This window comes from Candidatus Villigracilis saccharophilus (genome assembly GCF_016711665.1).
Genome location: NZ_JADJSO010000002.1, coordinates 207,824 through 230,254 on the forward strand (window position 1 = coordinate 207,824; position 22,431 = coordinate 230,254).

The following is a 22,431-nucleotide window of genomic DNA, read 5'->3' on the forward strand; positions in this document are numbered from 1 at the left end:
TTCTGCTCCTGTTATCCGCCGCGCGGACCGTCGTAGTCGCCCTGGTTGTGGTATTGTTCGTTTCCATTTTCCCAGCGCGCTTGACCGCAGAAGCCGCAGCCACCCTCAAAATATGCCAGCTCGAATTGATGCTCTGGGAACAGCGCAGACAGTTTTTCAATGACCGGGATGGGCGGGCTCCAGGCTGTATCGAAATCGATCCTGGCGCTGCCATCCTTTTGCATGTTGAGGACCGCCCGCACCGCATTCCACTTCGTGCCCCAGGCTTCGCAGCACCATTCATACCCGCCGGAGTTGAAGCCGTCCTTCAGCCAGGGAGTTCCGGGCTCCACGTTATATTCCGCAGCCAGCGCGTCGAGCTTGACCTGCCGCTCAGGGTCATCCCTGTCGACTGCAAGGTATTGCTCCTGATACTGCAGGCTGCGTTCATCCAGCTCGCGGAAGTGCTTCGGGTATGGGATGATCCGGTCAAAGTCCAGCACACGCGCGTCTTCATCGGATTCAGAGCGGATGGCATTCAATACTTTCTGTACATCGGGACCTGTGATGGTCAGTTCATTCTCACACCAGTTGGGCATTTTGTTCCTCCTTGGTTTGTATTTGCCAGACCGTCTGAAGGGTCGGCAAAGGGTCGGGTGAATATTCGATAGAGTCCATCGCGCTGCACTCAAGTGCGATGGACAGTTCTTCTTTTGTCATCTTCTCTTCCACGATTGCCTGCTGCATGCGCGGGTCAGCGCGCGCCAGTTGTTCGATCTCATCCGCGCTATGAACGCGCAGATCATTTCGGCCGTATCTTGCATACCAGCCTGCCGCGAGACTGGACTTGAACGGACCGATGACGGATGTGAACTGAGTCCCGTGTGTCTCCCTGGTGGGGATCTTTGAAGAGCGAAACAGGATCAGGTCATCGGCAGAGCGTCTTCCTAGATAGAAAGCCATCTGGACCTACCCGAAACCCATCCCACGTTCTTTGAGACTGACCCAGCGCGTGCCGCCGATGATCACATGATCGAGCAGCGCGATATCCAATAGATTGCCAGCCTGATGGATCGCGCGGGTGACTGCCACATCATCCGGTGAAGGACTCGGGTCCGATGAGGGATGGTTGTGAAAAACGATGATGGCGGAGGCGGTCCTGGCCACGGCCGCCTTGAAGACCTCGCCGATGCGCACCTGGGAGGAGTTCACGGAGCCGACATACACCTCGATGATGTCCAGGACATGGTTTTTTGTATCCAGCAGCATGACCCGCAGCGACTCCTTCTCCAGCAAGCTCATTTCATTCTGGACAAGCGCGGCCGCGTCGGCCGGAGAGTTGATGACCGGCCGCGCGTCTTCCGGCAGGTTGATGCGCAGCCCGAGGTTGAGCGCGGCCTTGATGCGGACCGCGCTGGTCTGGTTGATGCCCTTGACCTTCGCGAGCTCGGCCGGGTGAGCCTGGTACAGCCTGCGGATATTTCCATCGAAACGGGACATCAAAGCCTGGGCGGTCTCGATCTGATTATTTCCGCCGATGACGGCGGCCAGAAGTTCGGTGATATTGCAGGCGGATGGATTCTGGGTCACGCGGTATGCGGGCTGCTCGCGCAGCCTGGCTCTTGAGTCTGGGCTGGTCATACGCGGAAGGGGATTGAAGCAGAAGTGAATTGCCTGTGGTCATTTGGGTCTCCTTTGAAAAACGAAGACGGCTCCCTGGCTGGAAGCCGTCCTTATGGTTGAATATTGGGGGGAATTAGCGGCAGACATCTTTCAGGCGTTTGTCGATCTCATATTCGCCCGAAGCGATGTAACGAATGGACTCGATCACAAACCACACCGCCCAGATGGAAACGGGAACGGCGAGGATGATGGAAAGGGTTGACATGCGGGGTCTCCTGGAAAACAAGATCGGGAAGCGACTGGTAGTCACTTCCCGATCGATTGGGATGGAATGTTCATAGGATGGACGGCCACCATCCTTTCAGGATGGCTTCGTCCGGGTCAAGATGGTCCGGCGGCTTGAAGGCGCAGACCTGCGCGCCGCCTGCCTGGATGCAGGTGGTGAGCGTGTCGGTCCATTCCTCCCCTGCCGCATCCGGATCGCTAAACAGGACATACTCAAATTCATTGTGCTGGCTGAACCACTGCTTCATCTTCGCAGCCGGACTGGCGCCGTTGGTGTAGACCGCGACCGTGTCGGCATCACGTCCAAGCTGATGGATCTTCTGCGCGGTGATGAGCATGTCGAATAATCCCTCCAGCACGATCACGGTGCGGGTGGTTGGCTGGATGCGCCAGCTGCCCAATGGCCGGGTACGAACACCCCAGGTCTTGTGGTTCTTTTCAGGTTTGAAGCTGCGCGTGCCGCCGGGCAATTGCTCTTCGGGAATGTAGCGCACGTTCATCACAGTAGGGTGGATCGGCGGGTCGGCATACACCACCCCGCCCGTCCATAACCAGGTCCCGTCCGAGCGCACCATCAGCGACTGTTTTGCAGCGCTGATGATCTCGGGGGAAACCCTTGGAACGGGAATGCCGTATCCGAGTCCGTACACCAGCGCTGTGTATGGACTTACTCCGCGCTCTGCAAGATAGCCCCAGGCGGGAGAGCGCTGCACAACCGAGCGCGCTTCCGACACGGCTTCATCCAGAAACTGCACCCGGGTCGGCGGTTTTTGAGGGCGGGTCGGCGGCATTACCGACACACCCGGTTTCCAATCCTGTCCAAGCTTCATGCGCAGACTGTTCAGCGATCCACCGGTCGCGCCGCAGCGCAGGCACTTCCAGTATCCCGAGCTGAGATTGACCCCGAAGTTCGGGTGTCCGCCAGACCCATCGCGGCTGGCATCGTTATGAAACGGGCACCAGAAGATGGCCCAGTCCCTGTGGTGTTCCACTCGAACCGCGCTGCCCAGGATCTCTTCTGCGGCGGAAAGAATATCTTCCATGAGATTTTCTACGACCTCCTTTTGAACGGAATAATTTGTTGTGAACTACCCGCCCAGGGATTGGACGGTACAGGCCGCAATATCCGAGAGCCAGGTATACGGCTGGCTGGCGGCGATCGCGACCAGAATGAGAAGGTACGCGATGGTTCTCATAACGGGTCTCCTTGTTTTTATTTTTTAAATACTTCCAGGAAGATCCCATGATCACACATCCGCGCGGACCGTCAGGGCGAGTTCTGCTCATCGGATCTCGACACTCGCCCAGCACGGCGCGCTGGTATACAGCGTCATGCCTTCACGCAGCAGTGTAACGGTTGTAGAGTATAGGTAGTCTCCCTGCTGTCGTCCGGCGGGTGCCGCGGTGCTGATATGTTTTCCGTCTGCGATCACTCTGCGCTCTGCGGCGTTCAGGCGAAAAGGCGCGAAAATCTTGACAGTCTTTTCATATGTGGTATTATTATTAGTGAACATGTGTTCTATTTCTTCCTCGAAACCGTCCAGGCGCAACTGGGCGGTTTCACCTTTTAATACCGGGCCTCTCACCCCGGCGAGTCCTCACTGTGAATCGAAAACGGGCGCCGCCTGGAAATTCCAGGAACAGCGCCCGTTCTTGCAATGCGTGGATATTCAGTTGTGTACTTGGTTTCGTGTGCCTCCTATGTGTTTATGGTTAGGTGCGCGAAGGACCGACATGGTCCGTGATTTCGAACCGTGTCGGTGGGTGGATCGGCGCCAGGTTTCGCCGTGTCGGTGAAATGGAGTTGTTCCCATTTCGAGATGATGGCGGAGGTACGCTTGATCTTTCGCAGGGTCCGGGAATTCAGATGATGGCCTGATGTGTTTCAGGTTGAATTGGTGTGGTGATCGTTTAATTCTGGTCTCCTTTCTATGTATTAATATTGAAACGAAGGAAGCCCGGCGATGGCCAGGCTTAAGAGGGGTGGATGGATTGTGGTGGGGTTGAACGATCGGGAGTATACAGAGAGCGGATCCGGTTGTCAAAGCACGTAGGCGGGAATACCACTTGTTTTTACGGCCCTTCTACCCAGGGGTGAACTTCTGGTCTTCATTGATTTTTTATTCAGTTTCATCGATCCGCGAAAGAGCTTGTATTGAACGAGTCAAATTGCGCGGGATCCAACTCTCGGCTTCCATGTCGAACCGGAAGACAACCTTCCATGTTCAAATACCCTGGCGGCTACCGGTACATGACACCTTCCCATCCAAAGGTTCCGCGTCTTCAATCGATCGTTATCTGGCTTTTCAATCGCATCCTATTGATGAGCTGTGAATACTCCATTTCCAAAGATTCTTTCACCGTGATTCCCACTTCACAGATATTGAAGTTTTTGAAGCTGATGCTATACTTATTCATAAGGAGAAAACATTATGCCTACATTGATTGAAATTGAGGGGATCGGACCTGTCAACGCAGCAAAGCTTAATGCAGCAGGTGTTCGGGGAACAGGCGGGTTGTTAGAGAAAGGCGCCACTAGAAAAGGCCGCCAGGACCTCGCCAAAGCCACAGGCTTCAGCACAAAAAGCATTCTTGCCTGGGTCAACCGCGCTGACCTGTTTCGCGTAAGTGGGATCGGGACACAATATTCCGACCTGCTCGAAGCTGCAGGGGTGGATACTGTAGTGGAACTTGCCGGCCGCAATCCTGAAGCCTTGCTTGAAGCAATGACCAAGGCGAATGCGAAACTCAACAAGGTGAATCAGATGCCCGGGTTGAGTAACGTGAAAGCCTGGATAAAAGCCGCCAAGGCGCTCAAACGGGCGGTCGAGTACTAAGAGTCAAAACATCCGATGCGGACCGCATCGGATGTTTTCTTCACAGGCAGGAATGGCAGGCTGCGGCAAAGGTTGAAATCAAACCAGGGGTGTTAGATCCTGTAAATATGGGCAGTAGCATACGCTGTCAGCATAAGATCTAAAGAATTTTTCTGAGTGGATCTTTTCACGGCTTTTCATACGGGCTTTATAATAGATTCATGTCCATGCCTATTTTAGCGTCGAAGTTATATATGCCTCCGCCCCGCCCCAAAACTGTTTTGCGTGCCCGCTTGATGAAGCAATTGCATGCGGGCTTAAATCAAACCACCGGGTTTAAACATAAACTGACTCTTATCTCTGCTCCGGCAGGCTTTGGCAAGACCACATTGACAAGCGAATGGGTTTCAGATTGCAAGCGACCGATCGCGTGGCTGTCATTGGATGAAGGGGATACCGAGATCAAACGCTTTTTGACGTATCTCATTTCGGCGTTGCAGACCCTCGTCCCGGAGATCGGCTCGGGGGTGTTGGGTGCTCTACAATCACCGCAAATGCCAGAACTTGAAGCGCTTTTGACGACCCTGCTCAATGAAATAAATTCCATTCCCAATGATTTCATTCTCGTCCTTGATGATTACCATTTGCTTGACTCCAAATCAGTTGATCAAGCCCTGACTTTCCTGGTGGAACACCTGCCGCAACAAATGCATCTGGTAATCACTACTCGTGAAGATCCATCCCTGCCATTGGCACGCCTGCGCGTCCGCGATCAACTCACTGAACTACGCACTGCCGATCTGCGTTTCACCCCTGCTGAAGCTGCGGAATTTCTAAACCAAGTGATGGGATTAAATCTATTGGATGAAGATATTGCCGCGCTCGAAGCCCGCACCGAAGGCTGGATCGCCGGCTTGCATCTGGCAGCGCTCTCCATGCAAGGGCACGCCGATGTCGCCAGCTTCATCCAATCATTTACAGGTGCGCATCATTTCGTATTGGACTATCTGCTCGAAGAGGTTCTGCACCAGCAGCCTGAAAATGTTCAAGCATTTCTGCTGCGCACGTCCATCCTCAATCGCCTGTGCGGTCCGCTCTGCGATGCGGTATTACTCGACCCTTCTGTTTCTGGACAGGAAACACTGGAATCTTTGGAGCGCGCCAATCTATTCATCGTGGCACTCGATAATGACCGACGTTGGTATCGCTATCATCATCTCTTTAATGATCTACTCCGTCAGCGGCACGAACAAACCCTAAAGCCCGAAGAGATTGCCAAACATCACGTCCGTGCCAGTGAATGGTATGAACAGAATGGTGAAGAGGCTGAAGCATTTCAACACGCTATCGCTGCCAGAGACTTCAGTCGTGGAGCTGGGTTGGCTGAAAAATATTGGCAGGGAATGAATCAAAGCTTTCAGTCGGCTGCCTGGCTTGGGTGGGTGAAGCAGCTACCAGAGAGTCTGATCCGCACTCGTCCCGTGTTATGCACGCAGATCGGTTGGGCATTCATGGATGCAGGCGATGTAGAGTCCAGCGAGTCCAGTTTGCGGGATGCTGAGTTGTGTCTCGAAGGTTCATCCGAAGCGATGGTTGTCGTGGATGAAAAAGAGATTCAAACGCTGCCCGCCAGAATTGCTTTTGCCCGCGCCTACAATGCACAGACGCGGCGCGATTTCTCTGCCACGGTCAAGTATGCTGAATTGGCGATCAAGCTTGCCCCCGAAGGAGATCAATTCATGCGTGCTGGAGCCGCAGCGATGCTGGGTGGCACCTATTGGGCAAGCGGTGATCTGGATGCGGCTTGCAAATCCATGAGCGATTGGATCGATAGTTCATTGAAGGCTGGAAATTATATTTTTTCGATTGCCAGTGAGTCAGGCAAGGCGGAAATCCAAATAGCGCAGGGACATCTCCGCGAAGCGCTGCGGACTTATGAACTGTCGCTGCAACATGCATCCACGTATGGCAGCGAAGTGAATCAGATATTAGCCCATCATCATTTGGGGTTGGCATTGCTGCATCATGAAATGGGGAATGATGAATCTGTTGCGCAATATTTTCAGCAAAGCATTGAGTTGGGAAAGCAGTCAACTCTCGTAGATTTTCCATATCGCCTGAGTCTTGCTCAAGCTCGTTTTAAAGATTCAGAGGGCGATTTAGATGTGGCGCTTGAATTTCTCGATGAAGCCAAACGTTTATATATCAGCACGCCTATTCCCAACACGCGTCCTGTCGAAGCGCTGAAGGCGCGCATCTACCTCAAGCAGGGACAATTATCCAAGGCGCAAGATTGGGTGCGCGAACATGGAATTAAAGTTAACGATGAACTCAGTTATTTGCGCGAATTCGAACATATCACTCTTTCGCGGGTTTTGATTGCTGAATATCAAAGCACTGCATCAGAAGATAAAATTCTGGATGCGCTGGGATTGTTGTCGCGCCTTTTGCAGACAGCCGAAAATGCAAAGCGAATGGGCAGCATGCTTGAGATCCTGACGGTGCAAATGCTCGCTTTCCATGCACACGGAGAACCATCGCAAGCACTCGCCTCCCTCAAACACGCATTGACCCTGGCTGAACCAGAAGGCTACTTCCGCTTTTTTGTGAATGAAGGCAAAGTAATGGCGGAGATGCTGACAGCATTAAGCCATGCGGGTGCAGGTGACAGGCTCAACAACTACATCCATAAATTGCTGAATGCCTTTGAAAAAACAAAACCCGAGCCTGCCAATCCTCAAGCGTTGATCGACCCGTTGAGCGAGCGGGAGCTGGAAGTGTTGCGTCTCGTTGCTGAGGGACTTTCAAATGACGAGATAAGCCAGAAACTTTTCCTGGCATTGAGCACGGTCAAAGGTCATAACCTGCGCATCTTTGGCAAATTGCAGGCAAAAAGCCGCACCGAAGCCGTGGCACGTGCCCGCGAGCTGGGTTTGTTCTAATCCCCTAAACAATACTTCAAACAATACTTTTGGTTCTAAACGGCAATACTCATTGCCGTTATATTTCGCGCACGTTAATTCAAACAAAAGGTGAAAGGCAATGGCGCAGGAATATCAAATCAGGATCGAAGGGCACTTGGGCAATCAGTGGGCAGACTGGTTTGACGGCTTTTCCATCACCCTCGAAGCGGATGGAAAAACGCTTCTTTCTGGACCTGTGCCTGATCAGCCAGCCCTATACGGGTTGCTACGCAAAGTGAGAGATCTGGGCATGCCCCTCATCTCGGTCAATCAAGTTTATTCAATCAAAGGAGAAAATATTATGGATACAAAAGTTAACACATACAGAACGACGGCAAAAGTAGTGGGAGCGCTGTACATCATGGGGTTTATTGTAGGTATTGCAGGTTCGGTGCTTGGTGCGCCAGGTCAGCTTGACACGGTTTCTGCCAGGAGCATGATGATCGCAATCGGTGCATTGCTCTGGGTGATCGCCGCCGCAGGTGACGCCGCTCACGGCGTGATGATGTTCCCGATCCTCAAGCAAAACAACGAGCGTGTTGCGCTTGGTTACCTTAGCGCCAGACTCGTCGAAGCTGCTGTTATTGCTGTCTCGGCTTTATTTATCTTGCTTCAAATCCCGCTGGGTGCTGAGTTCCTGAAAGCCAGCGCTTCTGAAATTCCCTATCTTCAATCCTTGAGCACGCTGTTCGCTCAGTCGCAGGCTTACACCTACCAGATCGGCATGGTCGCTTTAGGGATGGCTGGCTTATCACTTTGCTACGGGTTCTATCGCGCAAAATTGGTGCCGCAGTTTTTCGTCATCTGGGGCTTCATTGGCTACGTGAGCTTTCTGCTTGGATCCATGCTGGAAGTTTTGGGCTTCAATCTACAACTACTCCACACCCTTCCAGGCGGTCTGTGGGAAATGTCCATCGGCGTGTGGTTGATCGTCAAGGGCTTCAATTCGGCTGCGTTCGTTTTTGAATCGGCTAAAGAGTAACAGAATTAATATCATTCACAAAAAGAGAAAACCATGAATACAACCATAAAAACAAATTCAATCCAGATGACCGCCAGAATTGCGGCAATCCTAACTTTGCTGATCGTTGTGCTGGCGCCGTTCAGTATGCTATACATTCCCACTACACTGATTGTGCCTGGCGATGCTGCAGCAACAGCCAACAATATCATGGCTTCCCAGGGGTTATTCCGCGCTGGCATGGTCAGCGACTCAATCGTCTTTTTGATCGAGATCGTGTTGACTGTGCTCCTCTATGTTTTAGTCAAGCCAGTAAACAAAACTCTTTCTCTGGCTGCAGCGTTTTCCCGATTGGCAATGACGGTTATTCAGGGAATCAATCTGCTCAATCATTTTATTGTCTTGCTGCTTATAAGCGGCGCAGGATATCTAACAGTATTCTCGCCTGATCAATCGCAGGCACTCGTGCTTATATTTCTCAATGCTCACGAATCCGTAACCCTGATTTGGGGATTGTTTTTTGGGCTGCATCTTTTGGTGTTTGGTTACCTGGTGTACAAGTCAGGCTACCTCCCCAAATTTTTGGGCGTCTTGTTGCTTATTGTATCCCTGTGTTATTTTGCCCAGGATTTTGGGACTATGCTTTTCCCCCAATACAAAGCGCTATTCACCTCGATCGGTTCCCTTGCGTTTCTCGAAATTGCATTCCCCTTATGGCTTCTGATTAAAGGTGTCAACTTTGAACAATGGGAAAAACGTGCTGCTGAGTCTGTGTAGCGCATAACAAGGTTCCACCCGGAATATGAAGGTGTCTTATGTTAATCAATCCATTTCTGAATTCTGAACGCCAGTTGCGCAATGGCTGGTGGATCCTTATCTTCTTTCTTGTACTGGCTTCGTTACTTGTGCCAACTTTAATAATAGCGCAGCAAAACTCCATGGATGTCTCCATTGGGTTGCAAGCTGTCATCATATTGCTTGCCTCGTGGATTTGTCAGTTGCTGCGCCGAAGACCACTGGCTGAACTTTTGGGAAAATTCAATGCGCTTTGGTTCAAGGAACTTTATTTAGGCGGTTTGGTTGGTTCTGCGCTCATGCTTGTTCCCGCGCTCGTCCTGTGGATTTTTGGCTGGGTGCATTGGCAATGGAATCCTGACGGCTTCTCAACCTTACTCTCAACTGTATTGCTCTTTGCAGGGGTTGCGCTGGCAGAAGAATTGTTGTTTCGGGGTTTTATTTTTCAACGGCTTATCGCTGGACTCGGTCAACTGCCAGCCCAACTGATCATGGCAGGGTATTTCCTGCTTACTCATTTGAATAACCCAGGCATGACGGGTGAGGTAAAATTTTTGGCAAGTATCAATATTTTTATCGCATCGCTCGTGTTTGGATTGGCATTCCTCCGCACCAAAGGCCTTGCCATGCCGCTCGGTCTGCATTTTATGGCGAATTTAGTGCAAGGCGGGTTGCTTGGCTTTGGTGTGAGCGGTACAGATCAATCGGGGTTGTTGAAGCCCGTTTTTAACGAAGTTCCAGTATGGTTGACTGGCGGTCAATTTGGGCTGGAAGCCAGTGTTCTCGGGTTGATTTGTGTTGTAATTATTTTTATGCTGATCCAGAGATGGGATCAAAGAAAACTCTGATCGCTAGTGGTCAAAATGGGTGCTATGTAAAATGAGCCAGCCATGATCGCAAAACGATATGTGTGCAAGAAATACTGTAGCAATAATATTGAATGGTCATATCTGCCCACCCATATCCCCCTGTTTATATCAATCGACTCCTTTCATCTTGCCATCTATACTGCATTCACAAGTTTTAGGTCAAGATGAGAGGTAGAGCATGAATCAGGACTCCCTGAGTATTACAAAAAAATTCAGCCTCGTCGAATATGAACTGAATCAGATTTCGGCAAAGATCCATTTAAAAAAGGGATCATGGGTTCTTCATGCAGCATGTGTATACGACGGACCAACTCAGGGATTCCGAACACTTTCGCAGGATCCACGCCATCTGTGAAAAGATCGGAGATGATGTTCTGAACTGGTGCCGAAATGGAAAATTATCCGAAGAAGGTGCGCGGACCTACGATATGGAACGCCAAAAGGTCAAACGAAACCTGGCAGTATTGCATAAGGAAATACTGGAGCGAGACCCGACTCCCGTGGATAACCTTGCGAATTTCTTGAATATCTTCTGGGAGGTGATCATGAAAGTACTGCCGGTCATTGAGACCCTGCTCAAGATCGGAGCTGCCTTCCAGGGTTTAAAACTTCTGGGCAACCCCGTCGGAAACCAGAAACTCCTACCATAAAAAGAATATCCAATGCAAAGCGGGCGGATGCAAAACAGGCATCCGTCCGCTTTGCGTTCCTTAGCGACACCTGCCAAATACCCTCCCGCGTAATTTCATATCATGCAGGTATGAGCGAAACATACCAATCCAAACGCGAACGCCGTCAGCGGGTGCTGGCCTGCCTGCCAACTGAGATGCGAAAGCATGTCTCCCTGCGTAATGTCGAAGCGGTCGCCGCATTGCCTCCGCAGGCGCAGGCACGCCTGATGGAAGGTTTTCAAGCCGGCCTCAAACAGTTATCACGCGCAGTGGAGCAGCTGCGCGTCGATCCCGATACTTCAGTTGCAGATCTGCTCGACCCGCCCGCGCAAGCCGTACCCGAACCATCCCCCCAGCAAATTCAAACCGATCTGACGGACTTGATCCAAATGTGTTTTCCTGACATGCCGCGTATCTCGTCCGAAGCATTGGCTGATGCGGAGGTCATGGATATAGCGCGAGCGACCGCTCAGGTGCATAACGCCCTGTTCGAGTCGGCGCATCTGCGCACGGAATTTGTATTGGCGGTGGTATACGGCCTCCTGCACCAGACACTGGAAAGTCTGGAAGAAATCATTTCCGATACACCCGCCTGCCAGCAGATCATCACCCAGAGCAGCCTGCCCTGGAAACCCCAAACTTGGAGAAATCAAAATGCTTAAACGATTTGCCTCGACCGGCATCAACCTGGTGGTGCTCGGTGTCTCTGTCGCAATTTTCCTGACCGCTTTCTTTGCGTTGAACGCATTGGGAGCCGCCCAGCGCCCGCCCACTTTGGAAATATTGTCTGCGGCGCGTGATCTGAATATCGGGGATGTCATCACTGCTGAAGATGTTGTCGCCCGCACCGTCTTTCAGGATGACAACGCCGCCTTGTATATTTCTGCAGATGAAGCAGCCGGGGTGGTCGGCGGCGTGGCCGCGCAGCCGATCTTCAGCGGTCAGCCCATCTTCCGCACCACCATCCTGGCCCAGGCTGCGGAGGGGACCCGACTCTCGGCAGTGCTCGCGAAATACCCCGGATATAGTTTATTTCCACTGCCGCTGGATGCCATGAATCTGGTGGCGCCGGATGTGGAGTCGTTCCTGCCTGGTGACCTGGTGGGCATCACCGTTGTGATCAGCAGCCGTCCGCAGCAGATGACCACACCGACTGCCGTCCCGGAATTTATCATTGCGGGAATGGAGCCCACAGCCACGCCGATGCCCGAAGAAGTGGAACAGACGGAGGCGCTCGCGCGCGCATTGCCGCCGCTGGCAAAGGACCTGTTTCCAATGGGCGTGCGCGTGATCTCCGTCCAGGGATTGCCCGCTGTAACACAGTCCACGGATGGAAGCACCGCTGACTCTTCTTTTTCAACCATGACCCAGGCGCGCATGTTAATGCTGCTGGTACCCAATGCAAGCCGCGAAGTGTTGTCGCTTGCCCTGCAGCAGGGCGATCGACTGGTCGTATCCCTGATGGCGCGCAGCGATGAGGCACCCACCGCCGGCTTCACCTATTGGGACTTCGAGGATCTCTTCCAGGCGGATCGGTCGGAAGTTTTGGGAGGACGATAATGCAGGTATTGCTGCTTGGCGCGGGCACCGTCACTTCGCGTCTGAACATGCAGCTGGCCGAACAGGGACACTCGGTCATTGCGCAGATCGCGGCCTTCTCACCCCAGCATCTGGACCTGTTCGATTTTCGGGCCGTGGTCGTGGTCTCTCCGGAATCATCGGTCTCGCCCGAGAGTCTGATCAAGGCCGCCGAACGCGGCAAATTGATCTTCGTGGTCGCGGGAGTCGGAGATGGCATGTCCTCCTGGGCGAACGGTGTCGGTGTGCCGGCCTTTGCGTATCCGCCATCGGATGTGGATATCAATCGTTTATATGAAGAACTGCGCAGGGCGGATGCCGGCAACCTGGCCGCCGACGATCAGTATCGCCGGGCGGTACTAGGCACTGACATGTCGGCCCGCATTCAATCCGGTATGGCGGTGCGCAAGATCGCGATCACATCCCCAAAGGGCGGCACGGGCAAGACTACCGTGGCCGTTAATCTGGCGGTCGCGCTGGCGCTGTCCGGCATCACAACCTATCTGGTGGATGCCGACGGCAACGCCGGTTCGCTGCAATATCACATGCGCCTGGAACGGGTCAACACCACCATGATCGGATTGCTGCGGCGCGAAATCTCAAAGGCTGGAAAAGGAGTCATGAGCGATGTGGCTTCGGGAGCGGCCTACTTGAATGCGTTCACACCGCTTGAAAATCTACCGACCCTGCGCGTCCTGCCCGGCCTGATCACCGACGATCTCGGTGATGAAGTCCTGCAACAGGAAGGAAAAGTGGCCGAGGTCATCCAGGGATTATTCGAAGCAGGTGTCGCGGCCGGCGGTGTGGTCATCATGGATGTCGGTATCAATCCCGCGCATGTCGTGCACCGCGCCGCCTTGAAGGCCGCCGAAGGCATCGCGATCGTGATCAAACCTGAGATCCCGGACCTGGCGGAGACCCGTCGCTGGATCGCGCGCATGATCAATTCACTGGCAGGTGTGGTTGGAAAAAACAGCGCGCATGAATTCATCGGCAGCAGGGTTAAGCTCTGCTACAACCAGGTGGTCGGGGATGGATTCAAGTCCGCCCACAAAATGCTGCAACAGGCGCTGGCCGAAGACAGGATCGAACTGGCTCTGATCCCGAACGGGATACTGCCTGTGGTCGACCCGCGCATTGCCGCGCAGGCGGTCAACTCGGACCGCCGCGATGATATTTTGATCTGGAGATATAAGAAGGAGAAGCTGGAGGAACTCGGTCCGTTCGTGGATTCGTTGTTGGGGTTCGCGGCACACTTTGTGCCTGCCGTGCGTGAAGGCGCGGCGCGGGTTGGGCTGTTACCCAACCAGATCAGAAAACGCGGCTGGTTCAGAAAATAGCCATGTTCGATATCACTGGAAAAACAATGAAGCCGGTTGCAGATGCAAGATCTTCGGAGGAACTGGAACACTGGTGGAGCATTCTGGCTCTGGAAGGCCGCGCGCGGAAGGCGACCGAGTCCAGACAGAAAAGCATGAGCTCAACCGAGATCGAGACCCTGGCGCGCACTGTATTTGAAGAAATGCGGCTGCGCGCAGTTGACGCGGGCGTCTCCCTGCCTGCTGAATACATCCTGCGCCTGATCGGGGATCTATCCGGCCTGGGACCGTTGCTTGAACTGATCGCGCGACCCGACATTGAAGACATCGCTATCAATCTCGGGCATATCCATGTGTACACGACCTCGAAAGGCTGGGAACATACGGGCGCCGCGCCCGATGGGATCGGGGATGCCCTGCGCGTCATGATCGATCGAGCCGGGCAGCGGGCGCCGACTCCCGATTATCCGATCGCGGATGCCATGCTGCAAGTGATGGTCCCGCTTGCAGATGGAACCGTGCGGAGGAAGGGCGTGCGCATCAATTACATCATGGCGCCGGCCTCCCCCTATGGAGACACGATCACCCTGCGCATCTCGAACTATCGCACGACCACGGATCTCACACACGGGAGTCTGGCCATGCTCTGCCAGAAACGACTCCCGCCCATCCCGCGCCCGCGCTTTGATCCAAAGGATTTTCCAGGCGGCGATGGCATCCTGACTCCCGACGTCGCGAACTATTTATTAAGTGTGATGGTGCATGGCGGGACACTGGTCATTGCGGGAACAACCGGTTCAGGCAAGACCTTCGTCGGGCAACGCATTCTGCAGGAGATGCTGGATTATTACCCGCGCGGCGCGATCCGTTTATTTCTGGTGGAGGACAGCAACGAGATCATCCTGAACGGCTGGAATGGCGATGGCAAAAGCGACACCAGCAATATCGTCTACACCATCACGCGCCCAGAGATCCGCGGCGGCCCGCCGGCCGTCACGATGTATGACCTGATCCGCGCGGCTCTGCGATCGCGTCCGCACGGGGTCGTGATCGGCGAAGCGCGCGGCGCGGAAGCCTGGGAGTTGATCCGCGCGGCTGCCACGGGGCACGGACATTCCGCCTTCACCATCCACGCAACCAGCGCCGAGCATGTCTGGCCGCGCTTCCTTCAGGTCGTGCAGGCTCACCCGGACGCGGCCCGCATGTCTGAGTTCCAGATCGCGCAGTCCTTCGCGGAGGCGGTCACAGCCGCGATCTACATTGAACGCAATCCGCAGCACGGGCAGATCGTGCGCGAGGTGGTTGAGGTGTCTTCCATTGTGGAGCGTACCGCGGCCCGTCCATCCTTCTCCCCCTTGTTTCGTTTTGAACCAGGGAAAGGGTTGCAGCCGACCGGCAATCGTCCCATGCGCCCAGGATTTCGCGCAACGGATCTCAATCTTCCCGAGTCTCTTTTCAAAGGTTTGCTGTAATGGCCGGCGAGACCATTGGTTCGACCCGCACCTTTGTACTCTCAAAGGGATTCACCCAGGCCGGCCCGCACGCGGCATTGATCGGCGACGATGATACCCGCAGAGTATTTGCCGAACTGTATGCGGATCCGGATCGTCCCGAGGTGCGTCCGCAGGAGGCTTACCAGGCCATCCTGTCATCCATGCAGCCGGGCTGGACTCTCAGGCTTTTACAATTATTCTGGCCTGATCCTGAACCAAGACTGGAGTTTCAAAAACTTGTCCGGGTCTGGAAAACCCCGCAAGTGGAAGGATTGGATATTTTGTATCAGGGACTTTTGCTGGCAGTGCAGGAAGTACCACTGCCCTTTGTTCGGCGGACCGTATTGGAATTTGTATTTCCAGGCAATGAAGGCCTGGCTTGGTGGGACGGGATCAGTGGACTATGCGCGGGCTTTGGAATAAAGGTGCATTACCTGGATCAAGCCGCCATGATGGGATTGACCAATTGGATCTTCAATCCCAATCTGGGCCAATGAAAGATCACACATTATCTTATATCGACCGTTTTCGAATCTAAAGCGGGTATTTCTCAAACAGCTGGATATTTCTTTGACACAAAGATGCTGTAAGTATTCAGAAAAAAGGCGTGTAGTTTTTTATTTACATGCCTGAACTATTCATAAGCCAGTGTATCCTTCACGGTTAACCGTGATGCCCGTCCTGCGGGTAAAGCACTTGCTAATGTTCCGAGTACGATGGTGAAGATCAGCCAGGCGATGAGGCCGCTTGCACCGTATACCGCCGGCATAGGGGCGGTTAGGATCGCCACACCAACACCATAACAAAGCACGCTGGTGATCGGAATGGAAATCGGAATGCTAACCGCCCAACTGAGAACACCGATTAACAGGCCTTCGGTGATGACAATGGCTTGAATATCACCGTTGCTTGCTCCAATTGCCCGCATCACGCCGATTTCGCGTGTACGCTCGAGCACATTGATACTCATGGTTCCCATTAAACCCAGCCCACCGACCACTGCGATCAGACTCGCCATCACCAGCATAAAGTAAACGAGAATATCTGTCTGCGCTTTTTGATCACGAATAAAGTCTGCTCCCAACTGAGTGGATTGAATTTGGATGCCGTGCGCTTCATAAGCTGCCTGGATTTGATCGTTGATACGCTTTTGCGTGGCAGAGTCGTGCTGAGCTGTGACGATTCGCAGAGAATATGCCATTTCTGGTTCGCCGACCAACATGCTGAGATATTCATAATTAACATATAACAGGGGTGGACTGACATTCCCAGTTATGCTGTACGTCCCGACAATATGCCAGTCTGTTTCCTTGCCGTTCGCCTCAATCGTTATCCAATCACCAACGTTAAGGTCCGGAAAAACATTAAGCAGATGATTGCCAATCACGATCGCATTCTCATCCCCGTATTCAAGCCAACGGCCTGATGTGATGATCGGATCAATCAAGGTGGATGTTGAAGGAGGGGCAACGAAAAGAATCTGTGTTCCCGTTTCTCCAGCCCCCATCTTGAGGGTGCCAGGGAATTCCAACCAGCCTTCGGAATTTTCCACACCAGCGATATTGTTTGCGATTCCTGCAACTTTATCAAATCGATAACCATGATCAAATGCAATATTAATATCGGCAAGAAAATAACCTTGAATATCTTCAATGGTCTTATCGAACGAAGCCCACAGGTTATATACGGCAATGAATACCGCACCGCCCAACACCAGGGTGAACAGGGTGATGCCAAGCCTTACTTTGCGTCTGATCATGTTGCGAACCGAGATACGGATTGGCCGCGGAATGATTAGCGCGTTACTGCTGACAGATTCTTTTTTGACCGTGGCATTACCGCCAAGACCGTAGTCGCTCAATGCCTCGCGAACTGTGACCTTAACGCTATTGTAGATCGGTAGTATGGCTGCCAGTACCGGCACAATCATCGCGACAATGATCTGTTGTATTACCGTTGATGTGTATCCTTTGAATGGCACGGGATAGAAATTTAACCATTCTGCCATTCTGCCGCCAATGATCTCAGCAGCCATATTTGCCAGAGGAATCGCGATCAATAATGAACCAATTCCAAAACTCAGGATCAGCACAAGATACATCCCAAAGATTTGGATCATGCTTCCGCCCGTGGCTTTCATGATTCCGATCTGCCGTGTTTGCTGGGTCATTAAAGCAGTGACCGTGTTGACGATCAAGAATCCGCTCAGAAATACCGTGAGATACCCCAGCACGATCAATACAAAAAAAACACCCTGTGTAATGTTGTAGGCAAAATGGTGGCCCGGTTGATAAACACTCACAAAATACACGGTTGCACCCGCGCGTTCCATGCGGTCTGCCACCGCCTGCGCCACCTCTGTCACATGGGCCTGATCGGTCTGGTTTTCAGAAACGCTGATCTCCAACTGGCCATAGCTGGAAATATCACCACCGAGCCATTCCAAAGTGTCGGGAGTCACAAAAGCATTTACCTGGTTTGATAGATTATATGGGAATCCTGTGACTGCATGAACGTAACCTGCCAGCTTAACTTCACGCCGCCTGCCATTGCCCAGTTCCAACAGGATCGTATCGCCGGGATGATAGCCAAGAGATTTTGCACTCGCGTCAATAATGATTTCTTTATCCGCGTAATGTGGAATATCGGTCTCCCCTTTTGCGGGCTTGAGGAGGTTCAAAGTCAATTTGCCGGGATCTTTAACCACAGTGAAACTAATATTAACTTTTGTTCCATCAGGTCGTATGATTGAGGCACTGGTTGAAGCCACCCCTTCTACTGTATCCACGCCCGGCACAGAACGGGCAATTTTAACCATTCCATCTGTAAGTGGCGAAGCATACACCTGTGCCTCGGATGGATTCGCGGAAAGAAAATCGTTATCCATGCTTTCGTTCATGTACAAGCCCAGGTTGCTGTTGAATCCAACTGCAAACGCCCCGACCGCGATCGTCATAATGATCAGGAAAGTCCGCCCGCGGTTGCCCGAAAAGTCAGCCCAGACTTTTATCCAGCGGCTGCCCATTAGAATGCTCTCCGCAGGGATAGATTCTCACCTTCGTGTTTGTCCGCCAACTGATGCAGTGTCTCACGCGTAACCTCGGACTGGCTCAGCAATTCTGACAATTGCCCATATCCGATGGCAAGCACCTCAACAGGTCCGCCCTCAGATGCGCGGATGGACGCTTGATGCTTCTTCTCGTGGAAAAACTCCATCTCGCCAAAGCATTTCCCTGGTCCAAGTTGAAGCGCGATCACATCCGATTGGTTTTTACGCGGAAGGATCACTTCCACAGTTCCTTTAGAAACGATATAAAAGGTTTCCGCATTCGTGCCTTCAGAAAGGATCATTGTGCCCGCCTTATAAGTCTGCAGCTTTGCGGTTTTTGTGGCTTGTAACAATTGGGAAGCTGTCAGATTAGGCATGACTTTGGCAACGTACTCATTGACGATTTCACCGTCAGCGATCAGAGCTGTGCGATGGGTGCGCTTTGCCAGTCCGCTGTCGTGTGTCACAATGATGATGGTCTTGCCTTTGGCGATCAAGTTATTGAACAAGGAGAATACAGCCTCGGCGGTTTTCGAATCGAGATTGCCCGTCGGCTCATCTGCAATGATCACAGGCGGATCGTTTGCCAATGCGCGGGCAATTGCCACACGTTGTTGTTGTCCGCCCGAAAGTGCGGTGGGAAGTTTGTAGGCATGATCTGCGAGTTCAACAAGTTCCAATAATTCCATCGCACGAGTACGGCGTTCGTGTATTGGATAGGTGCGGCAGAAATCCATTGGCAGCATGATATTTTCAATCACTGAGATCATGGGCAGCAATTGGAAGAATTGAAAGACGATGCCCAGACTCTTTCCACGCCAGCGTGCCATTGTGTTTTCGTTCAAATCATGCACAGCCGTTCCATTGACCCAGACTTCTCCAGTTGTGGGTCGATCTATGCCTGTGATCATGTTGAGCAGGGTGGTTTTGCCGCTACCAGATTTTCCAATAATGCTGACGAACTCGCCGGCTTTAATTTGCAGGTCTACGCCTTCCAGCGCGTGATAGTCACCGACTGCGGTCCTATAGTATTTATTGACTTCCCGCAGGTCTATGATGGGACGATCGCCGTTCTGATTGTCCTCGATTTTCTGTTTGAAAAATGAGATAGCCATGATGGTCTCTTTCTAATAATGACGAACTCAAGAGAAGTTCATCCTGAATTTTTTTGTGATTATCTGAACGTGACTACAGCAGTCATGCCCCAGCGTATGGCTGGATCCGTATCTGCCAATAAGATCGTGACTTCATAAACTACATCTCCTTGATTTTCAGAGAAATTTTCGCCAATGGAGAGTACATTACCTTTGAATTCCTTGCCAGGTATGGCATCAAATTTAACGATGACAGGCTGGCTTTCTTTTAACTTGACAACATCGATCTCAGTCACATCCCTGGTCTTAATGATCCAGCTTGAGAAGTCTGAGATGGTTACAGCGGTTTCGCCGGCATTAATCGAGCTGCCCATCTTTGCGGTTAATTCAGCCACCATACCATCGAACGGGGCAACCACCGCGAAAGCCTCAACACCGGCTTTCGCGGCATTGAGGCGCGCTTCGAGCAACGGGAGTTGTTCCGCATCCGGGCCATCCTTGAGACGGTCATAGGTAAGTTGTGCTTTTTCAAGCTCAGCTTTTTTCAATGCAAGGTCGTTCTCGGCTTCAATGATCCAGTCCTGTGGCGCGGGTCCTTTAAAGCCTTTGGTTTTCCTGGATTCATATTGATATCCAAAAGGTGTGTTTCTCAAAACCCTTTGGATTTCGTTCTGCGGGATCTGTTTATCAGTTTTTAAATATATGAGATATTGATACGCTTCTTCACTTGCTTCTTGGGCGTTCTTCAATGTAATGACCGCCTGGGCAAAGTCGGCGTTTCTTGAATTTTGCAGGTCATCCCACGCCTTCTGAGCACTGGCGAGTTCAAGTTGTGCAGTGGCATAATTTGTATCCGATCCATTCCCAAGACGGATCAATGGCCGGCCTTTTTCCACTACCTGGCCTTCCTTTACCAATATTTCACTAACAATCCCGCTGGTATTGAAAGCGATTTCGGCATACTGAACGGGCTCAACGCGTCCTTCAGCGATGGTGGTATCGTCTGCAATTACTACTGGGATCTGAGTGGCCTGTGGGGTGGCAGACGGCGTTGAACTGCATGCAGCGATAATGGTCAAGGCAAGGAGCGTCAAGGTTATTAATTTTATATGTTTCATCTTGTTTATCCTTCATGAATGTATGATTTCTGGTTGATTTACGAGCACAAGTAAAATTAGTTGCAAACAGAAGACAACAGGTCGAATCAAAGATATGACAATTGAGCAAGGATGGTTAATTTAATTCTCCATTCCATCAAGTCATTGTCGTTAGTATGTCAAAATGTTACACGCCACGGATCCGCCAAAGTTAATCCCCCTTGTACAATTATCAAAAATAAAAAAACTGACTCAAGAAAGTCAGTTTTCTAAATTCAACTACCGGGCATTGTTCCCGACAAGGTCATGGGTGAAATTAAATGTACCTTGAAACCATAACATTCTGTAACGAACCGAGATTGCCGGATTATCCAAGGAGACGCAAATCGCAGAGAATTCTCATGCGATGATGTGCAGCCAACAGTTGCCTTTCCACGGGATGTTGTTCGCTAATCCCGTGGGGGATTACCTGCATAATGACGTTTGCTTGACTTTGTATTTGCGGGTTATCCAGCGGGCGTTTTCATCTTCTTCTCAAGGTAGGCATCTCCAAAGTCCACAAATAATTCAACCCAGAGCGGCAGATGATCGGACATTTTGAAAGTGCGCCATTGTTTGTATTTATTCAGCGTTGCCTGCGGCTGATAAGTTTGCCAATCCGCGTCGCGGTAGACATGATCAAAGAATGGGAAAGTGCCTGCCCTTGCAAGCCCTAATTGGGCTTGGACATCACGTGCCAGAAAAGCGATCTGATCAAAGGGCTTGTCTTGAATGGCATTCGTGTACGTGCCTTTGAGTTTTGCGGGAATTTCAAACATTTCCATTTCAATTGCTTTAAAAGTTTCATCGTTTGTGGAAAAGATATTGAAGTCGCCCAGCAAAATGGTGTTATTCGCCCAGGCATCCCTGGCTTTCATGCGTTTCTTTAGCAGCTGAACAATGGCCTTTGCTTCCTGAAGGCGTTGCGGATCGTCAGCTTTGTCCTCACCATAATAGAAGTGTTGAGTGCAGAGTGTGAATTTAAACCAGCCCGCCTTAAAACCCGCAACATATGGGGTGCGAGAAAAAGCGAAATCAGATTTTAGGACACCGCCTTCCTTTTTCATCTCAGGCACCAGTTCCCCCGCCATCCCGCCAAAGGAGATCTTGCGCGTATCATAGATATAAGCGTGGCGTTCGTTGTTACCCTGCTCCCCCAGGGTAACATCCGAGACAAGATACTTCCACCAACTGCCAAGGTTACCCATCAATTGATCGAGAGCATCCAGATTGTCGCGTACTTCCTGAACAGCAATGATGTCAAACCGTGACATGATCTCCGCGATATAGAGGAGCGGCTCATCCTCCCGACCACCCGATTTGGTTCCGCCGAACTCGCGCAGATTCCATGTCGCCAATAGGAGTGTCGGGTCAACCGTCTTCGCAGGGATGACTTTATCCAACTCAAACTTCAGCGTCAACAGCCTTTCAGCAGTGCGCCTGCCTTCTACAGTTGTATTATCAATATTCTTATATTCTGGCATGGGTTTTATCCTCCATTTTTTTTGCGAAAACAACAGATCGGATATGTTTGAATTAGTATATGCTTTTCACACCGTTATTTCAATCCTGAATCATTTCCCTTTCCACGAAGCGGTTAATGTCGCCTGCTTATCGGCTCGCGTGAGGAGATACTGCAATCGTCATATCCAGCGGATTTTCAAAAAATAGCACAAGACTTAAGTCGTTATTTCCACTTTATTTGACACAGTTTTTTATCACACCTTCTAAACAGGGACTTCTACTGGAATTGCAGGAATATGCATTCCATCCAAATTAGGAATGGCAGTTTTCCGTTAT

Annotated in this window: 21 protein-coding genes; 11 read left to right on the forward strand and 10 right to left on the reverse strand. The window is 51.7% G+C overall.

Annotated features, from left to right (window positions below; genetic code table 11):
• Positions 1-11: 11 nt before the first annotated feature.
• From IPL17_RS01330 to IPL17_RS01355, 6 genes are all read right to left on the reverse strand, one after another.
• Positions 12-578: a hypothetical protein gene (locus IPL17_RS01330; protein ID WP_345305272.1), complete on the reverse strand. Its 567-nt coding sequence runs from the start codon at positions 576-578 to the stop codon at positions 12-14.
• Entirely contained in the window at positions 562-942 is a 381-nt protein-coding gene (locus tag IPL17_RS01335; protein WP_345305273.1) for a hypothetical protein, read from the reverse strand. The genes IPL17_RS01330 and IPL17_RS01335 overlap by 17 nt, the downstream gene beginning before the upstream one ends.
• Positions 943-948: 6 nt before the next feature.
• The gene (gene radC, locus IPL17_RS01340; RefSeq protein ID WP_345305274.1) at positions 949-1,569 is read right to left on the reverse strand and encodes a DNA repair protein RadC; all 621 of its coding nucleotides are present in this window, start codon (positions 1,567-1,569) and stop codon (positions 949-951) included.
• A gap of 166 nt (positions 1,570-1,735) precedes the next feature.
• Positions 1,736-1,867, reverse strand: a complete 132-nt coding sequence (locus IPL17_RS01345) for a hypothetical protein (RefSeq protein ID WP_345305275.1) — start codon at positions 1,865-1,867, stop codon at positions 1,736-1,738.
• Between the two features lie 70 nt (positions 1,868-1,937).
• Positions 1,938-2,717 carry a toprim domain-containing protein gene (locus IPL17_RS01350; RefSeq protein ID WP_345305276.1) on the reverse strand — a complete coding sequence of 260 codons (780 nt, stop codon included), beginning with the start codon at positions 2,715-2,717 and terminating at the stop codon, positions 1,938-1,940.
• Between the two features lie 453 nt (positions 2,718-3,170).
• Positions 3,171-3,401, reverse strand: a complete 231-nt coding sequence (locus tag IPL17_RS01355) for a hypothetical protein (RefSeq protein ID WP_345305277.1) — start codon at positions 3,399-3,401, stop codon at positions 3,171-3,173.
• 918 nt (positions 3,402-4,319) lie between these two features.
• On the opposite strand from IPL17_RS01355, the gene IPL17_RS01360 reads away from it, so the two are divergent.
• The 11 genes from IPL17_RS01360 (at position 4,320) to IPL17_RS01410 (ending at position 15,849) form a co-directional block, all read left to right on the forward strand.
• Positions 4,320-4,724 (forward strand): DUF4332 domain-containing protein, encoded by a 405-nt coding sequence (locus IPL17_RS01360; RefSeq protein WP_345305278.1) that lies wholly within the window; start codon positions 4,320-4,322, stop codon positions 4,722-4,724.
• A 200-nt stretch (positions 4,725-4,924) separates the two neighbouring features.
• On the forward strand, positions 4,925-7,645 hold the full coding sequence (locus tag IPL17_RS01365) for a LuxR C-terminal-related transcriptional regulator (RefSeq protein WP_345305279.1): 2,721 nt from the start codon (positions 4,925-4,927) through the stop codon (positions 7,643-7,645).
• 100 nt (positions 7,646-7,745) lie between these two features.
• Complete coding sequence (locus IPL17_RS01370; RefSeq protein WP_345305280.1) at positions 7,746-8,648, forward strand: DUF4386 domain-containing protein; 903 nt, start codon at positions 7,746-7,748, stop codon at positions 8,646-8,648.
• Positions 8,649-8,681: 33 nt separating this feature from the next.
• Complete coding sequence (locus IPL17_RS01375) at positions 8,682-9,404, forward strand: DUF4386 domain-containing protein (protein WP_345305281.1); 723 nt, start codon at positions 8,682-8,684, stop codon at positions 9,402-9,404.
• Positions 9,405-9,442: 38 nt separating this feature from the next.
• Positions 9,443-10,270 (forward strand): type II CAAX endopeptidase family protein, encoded by an 828-nt coding sequence (locus IPL17_RS01380; protein WP_345305282.1) that lies wholly within the window; start codon positions 9,443-9,445, stop codon positions 10,268-10,270.
• Between the two features lie 305 nt (positions 10,271-10,575).
• Positions 10,576-10,941, forward strand: a complete 366-nt coding sequence (locus IPL17_RS01385) for a hypothetical protein (protein WP_345305283.1) — start codon at positions 10,576-10,578, stop codon at positions 10,939-10,941.
• Positions 10,942-11,051: 110 nt separating this feature from the next.
• Positions 11,052-11,624 carry a hypothetical protein gene (locus tag IPL17_RS01390; RefSeq protein ID WP_345305284.1) on the forward strand — a complete coding sequence of 191 codons (573 nt, stop codon included), beginning with the start codon at positions 11,052-11,054 and terminating at the stop codon, positions 11,622-11,624.
• The gene (locus IPL17_RS01395; RefSeq protein WP_345305285.1) at positions 11,617-12,522 is read left to right on the forward strand and encodes an SAF domain-containing protein; all 906 of its coding nucleotides are present in this window, start codon (positions 11,617-11,619) and stop codon (positions 12,520-12,522) included. Before IPL17_RS01390 ends, IPL17_RS01395 begins: the two co-directional genes overlap by 8 nt.
• On the forward strand, positions 12,522-13,880 hold the full coding sequence (locus IPL17_RS01400) for an AAA family ATPase (RefSeq protein ID WP_345305286.1): 1,359 nt from the start codon (positions 12,522-12,524) through the stop codon (positions 13,878-13,880). Before IPL17_RS01395 ends, IPL17_RS01400 begins: the two co-directional genes overlap by 1 nt.
• A gap of 2 nt (positions 13,881-13,882) precedes the next feature.
• Positions 13,883-15,331: an ATPase, T2SS/T4P/T4SS family gene (locus IPL17_RS01405; protein ID WP_345305287.1), complete on the forward strand. Its 1,449-nt coding sequence runs from the start codon at positions 13,883-13,885 to the stop codon at positions 15,329-15,331.
• A complete protein-coding gene (locus IPL17_RS01410) occupies positions 15,331-15,849 on the forward strand; it encodes a hypothetical protein (protein ID WP_345305288.1) in 519 nt (172 codons plus the stop codon). Before IPL17_RS01405 ends, IPL17_RS01410 begins: the two co-directional genes overlap by 1 nt.
• Before the next feature lie 137 nt (positions 15,850-15,986).
• On the opposite strand, the gene IPL17_RS01415 is transcribed toward IPL17_RS01410, so the two are convergent.
• The 4 genes from IPL17_RS01415 to IPL17_RS01430 form a co-directional block, all read right to left on the reverse strand.
• The gene (locus IPL17_RS01415; RefSeq protein WP_345305289.1) at positions 15,987-18,377 is read right to left on the reverse strand and encodes an FtsX-like permease family protein; all 2,391 of its coding nucleotides are present in this window, start codon (positions 18,375-18,377) and stop codon (positions 15,987-15,989) included.
• Positions 18,377-19,516 (reverse strand): ATP-binding cassette domain-containing protein, encoded by a 1,140-nt coding sequence (locus tag IPL17_RS01420; RefSeq protein WP_345305290.1) that lies wholly within the window; start codon positions 19,514-19,516, stop codon positions 18,377-18,379. Before IPL17_RS01420 ends, IPL17_RS01415 begins: the two co-directional genes overlap by 1 nt.
• Before the next feature lie 59 nt (positions 19,517-19,575).
• Positions 19,576-20,613 carry an efflux RND transporter periplasmic adaptor subunit gene (locus IPL17_RS01425; protein WP_345305291.1) on the reverse strand — a complete coding sequence of 346 codons (1,038 nt, stop codon included), beginning with the start codon at positions 20,611-20,613 and terminating at the stop codon, positions 19,576-19,578.
• 485 nt (positions 20,614-21,098) lie between these two features.
• Positions 21,099-22,115, reverse strand: coding sequence for an endonuclease/exonuclease/phosphatase family protein (locus IPL17_RS01430; protein ID WP_345305292.1), 1,017 nt, complete (start codon positions 22,113-22,115; stop codon positions 21,099-21,101).
• Positions 22,116-22,431 lie beyond the last annotated feature (316 nt).

Bases quoted from the DNA above. Each gene is read 5' to 3' on its own strand.
- IPL17_RS01330 (WP_345305272.1), bottom strand. From the start codon at position 578: ATGCCCAACTGGTGTGAGAATGAACTGACCATCACAGGTCCCGATGTA.
- IPL17_RS01335 (WP_345305273.1), bottom strand. From the start codon at position 942: ATGGCTTTCTATCTAGGAAGACGCTCTGCCGATGACCTGATCCTGTTT.
- IPL17_RS01345 (WP_345305275.1), bottom strand. From the start codon at position 1,867: ATGTCAACCCTTTCCATCATCCTCGCCGTTCCCGTTTCCATCTGGGCG.
- IPL17_RS01350 (WP_345305276.1), bottom strand. From the start codon at position 2,717: ATGAAGCTTGGACAGGATTGGAAACCGGGTGTGTCGGTAATGCCGCCG.
- IPL17_RS01355 (WP_345305277.1), bottom strand. From the start codon at position 3,401: ATGTTCACTAATAATAATACCACATATGAAAAGACTGTCAAGATTTTC.
- IPL17_RS01360 (WP_345305278.1), top strand. From the start codon at position 4,320: ATGCCTACATTGATTGAAATTGAGGGGATCGGACCTGTCAACGCAGCA.
- IPL17_RS01365 (WP_345305279.1), top strand. From the start codon at position 4,925: ATGTCCATGCCTATTTTAGCGTCGAAGTTATATATGCCTCCGCCCCGC.
- IPL17_RS01370 (WP_345305280.1), top strand. From the start codon at position 7,746: ATGGCGCAGGAATATCAAATCAGGATCGAAGGGCACTTGGGCAATCAG.
- IPL17_RS01375 (WP_345305281.1), top strand. From the start codon at position 8,682: ATGAATACAACCATAAAAACAAATTCAATCCAGATGACCGCCAGAATT.
- IPL17_RS01380 (WP_345305282.1), top strand. From the start codon at position 9,443: ATGTTAATCAATCCATTTCTGAATTCTGAACGCCAGTTGCGCAATGGC.
- IPL17_RS01385 (WP_345305283.1), top strand. From the start codon at position 10,576: ATGCAGCATGTGTATACGACGGACCAACTCAGGGATTCCGAACACTTT.
- IPL17_RS01390 (WP_345305284.1), top strand. From the start codon at position 11,052: ATGAGCGAAACATACCAATCCAAACGCGAACGCCGTCAGCGGGTGCTG.
- IPL17_RS01395 (WP_345305285.1), top strand. From the start codon at position 11,617: ATGCTTAAACGATTTGCCTCGACCGGCATCAACCTGGTGGTGCTCGGT.
- IPL17_RS01400 (WP_345305286.1), top strand. From the start codon at position 12,522: ATGCAGGTATTGCTGCTTGGCGCGGGCACCGTCACTTCGCGTCTGAAC.
- IPL17_RS01405 (WP_345305287.1), top strand. From the start codon at position 13,883: ATGTTCGATATCACTGGAAAAACAATGAAGCCGGTTGCAGATGCAAGA.
- IPL17_RS01410 (WP_345305288.1), top strand. From the start codon at position 15,331: ATGGCCGGCGAGACCATTGGTTCGACCCGCACCTTTGTACTCTCAAAG.
- IPL17_RS01415 (WP_345305289.1), bottom strand. From the start codon at position 18,377: ATGGGCAGCCGCTGGATAAAAGTCTGGGCTGACTTTTCGGGCAACCGC.
- IPL17_RS01420 (WP_345305290.1), bottom strand. From the start codon at position 19,516: ATGGCTATCTCATTTTTCAAACAGAAAATCGAGGACAATCAGAACGGC.
- IPL17_RS01425 (WP_345305291.1), bottom strand. From the start codon at position 20,613: ATGAAACATATAAAATTAATAACCTTGACGCTCCTTGCCTTGACCATT.
- IPL17_RS01430 (WP_345305292.1), bottom strand. From the start codon at position 22,115: ATGCCAGAATATAAGAATATTGATAATACAACTGTAGAAGGCAGGCGC.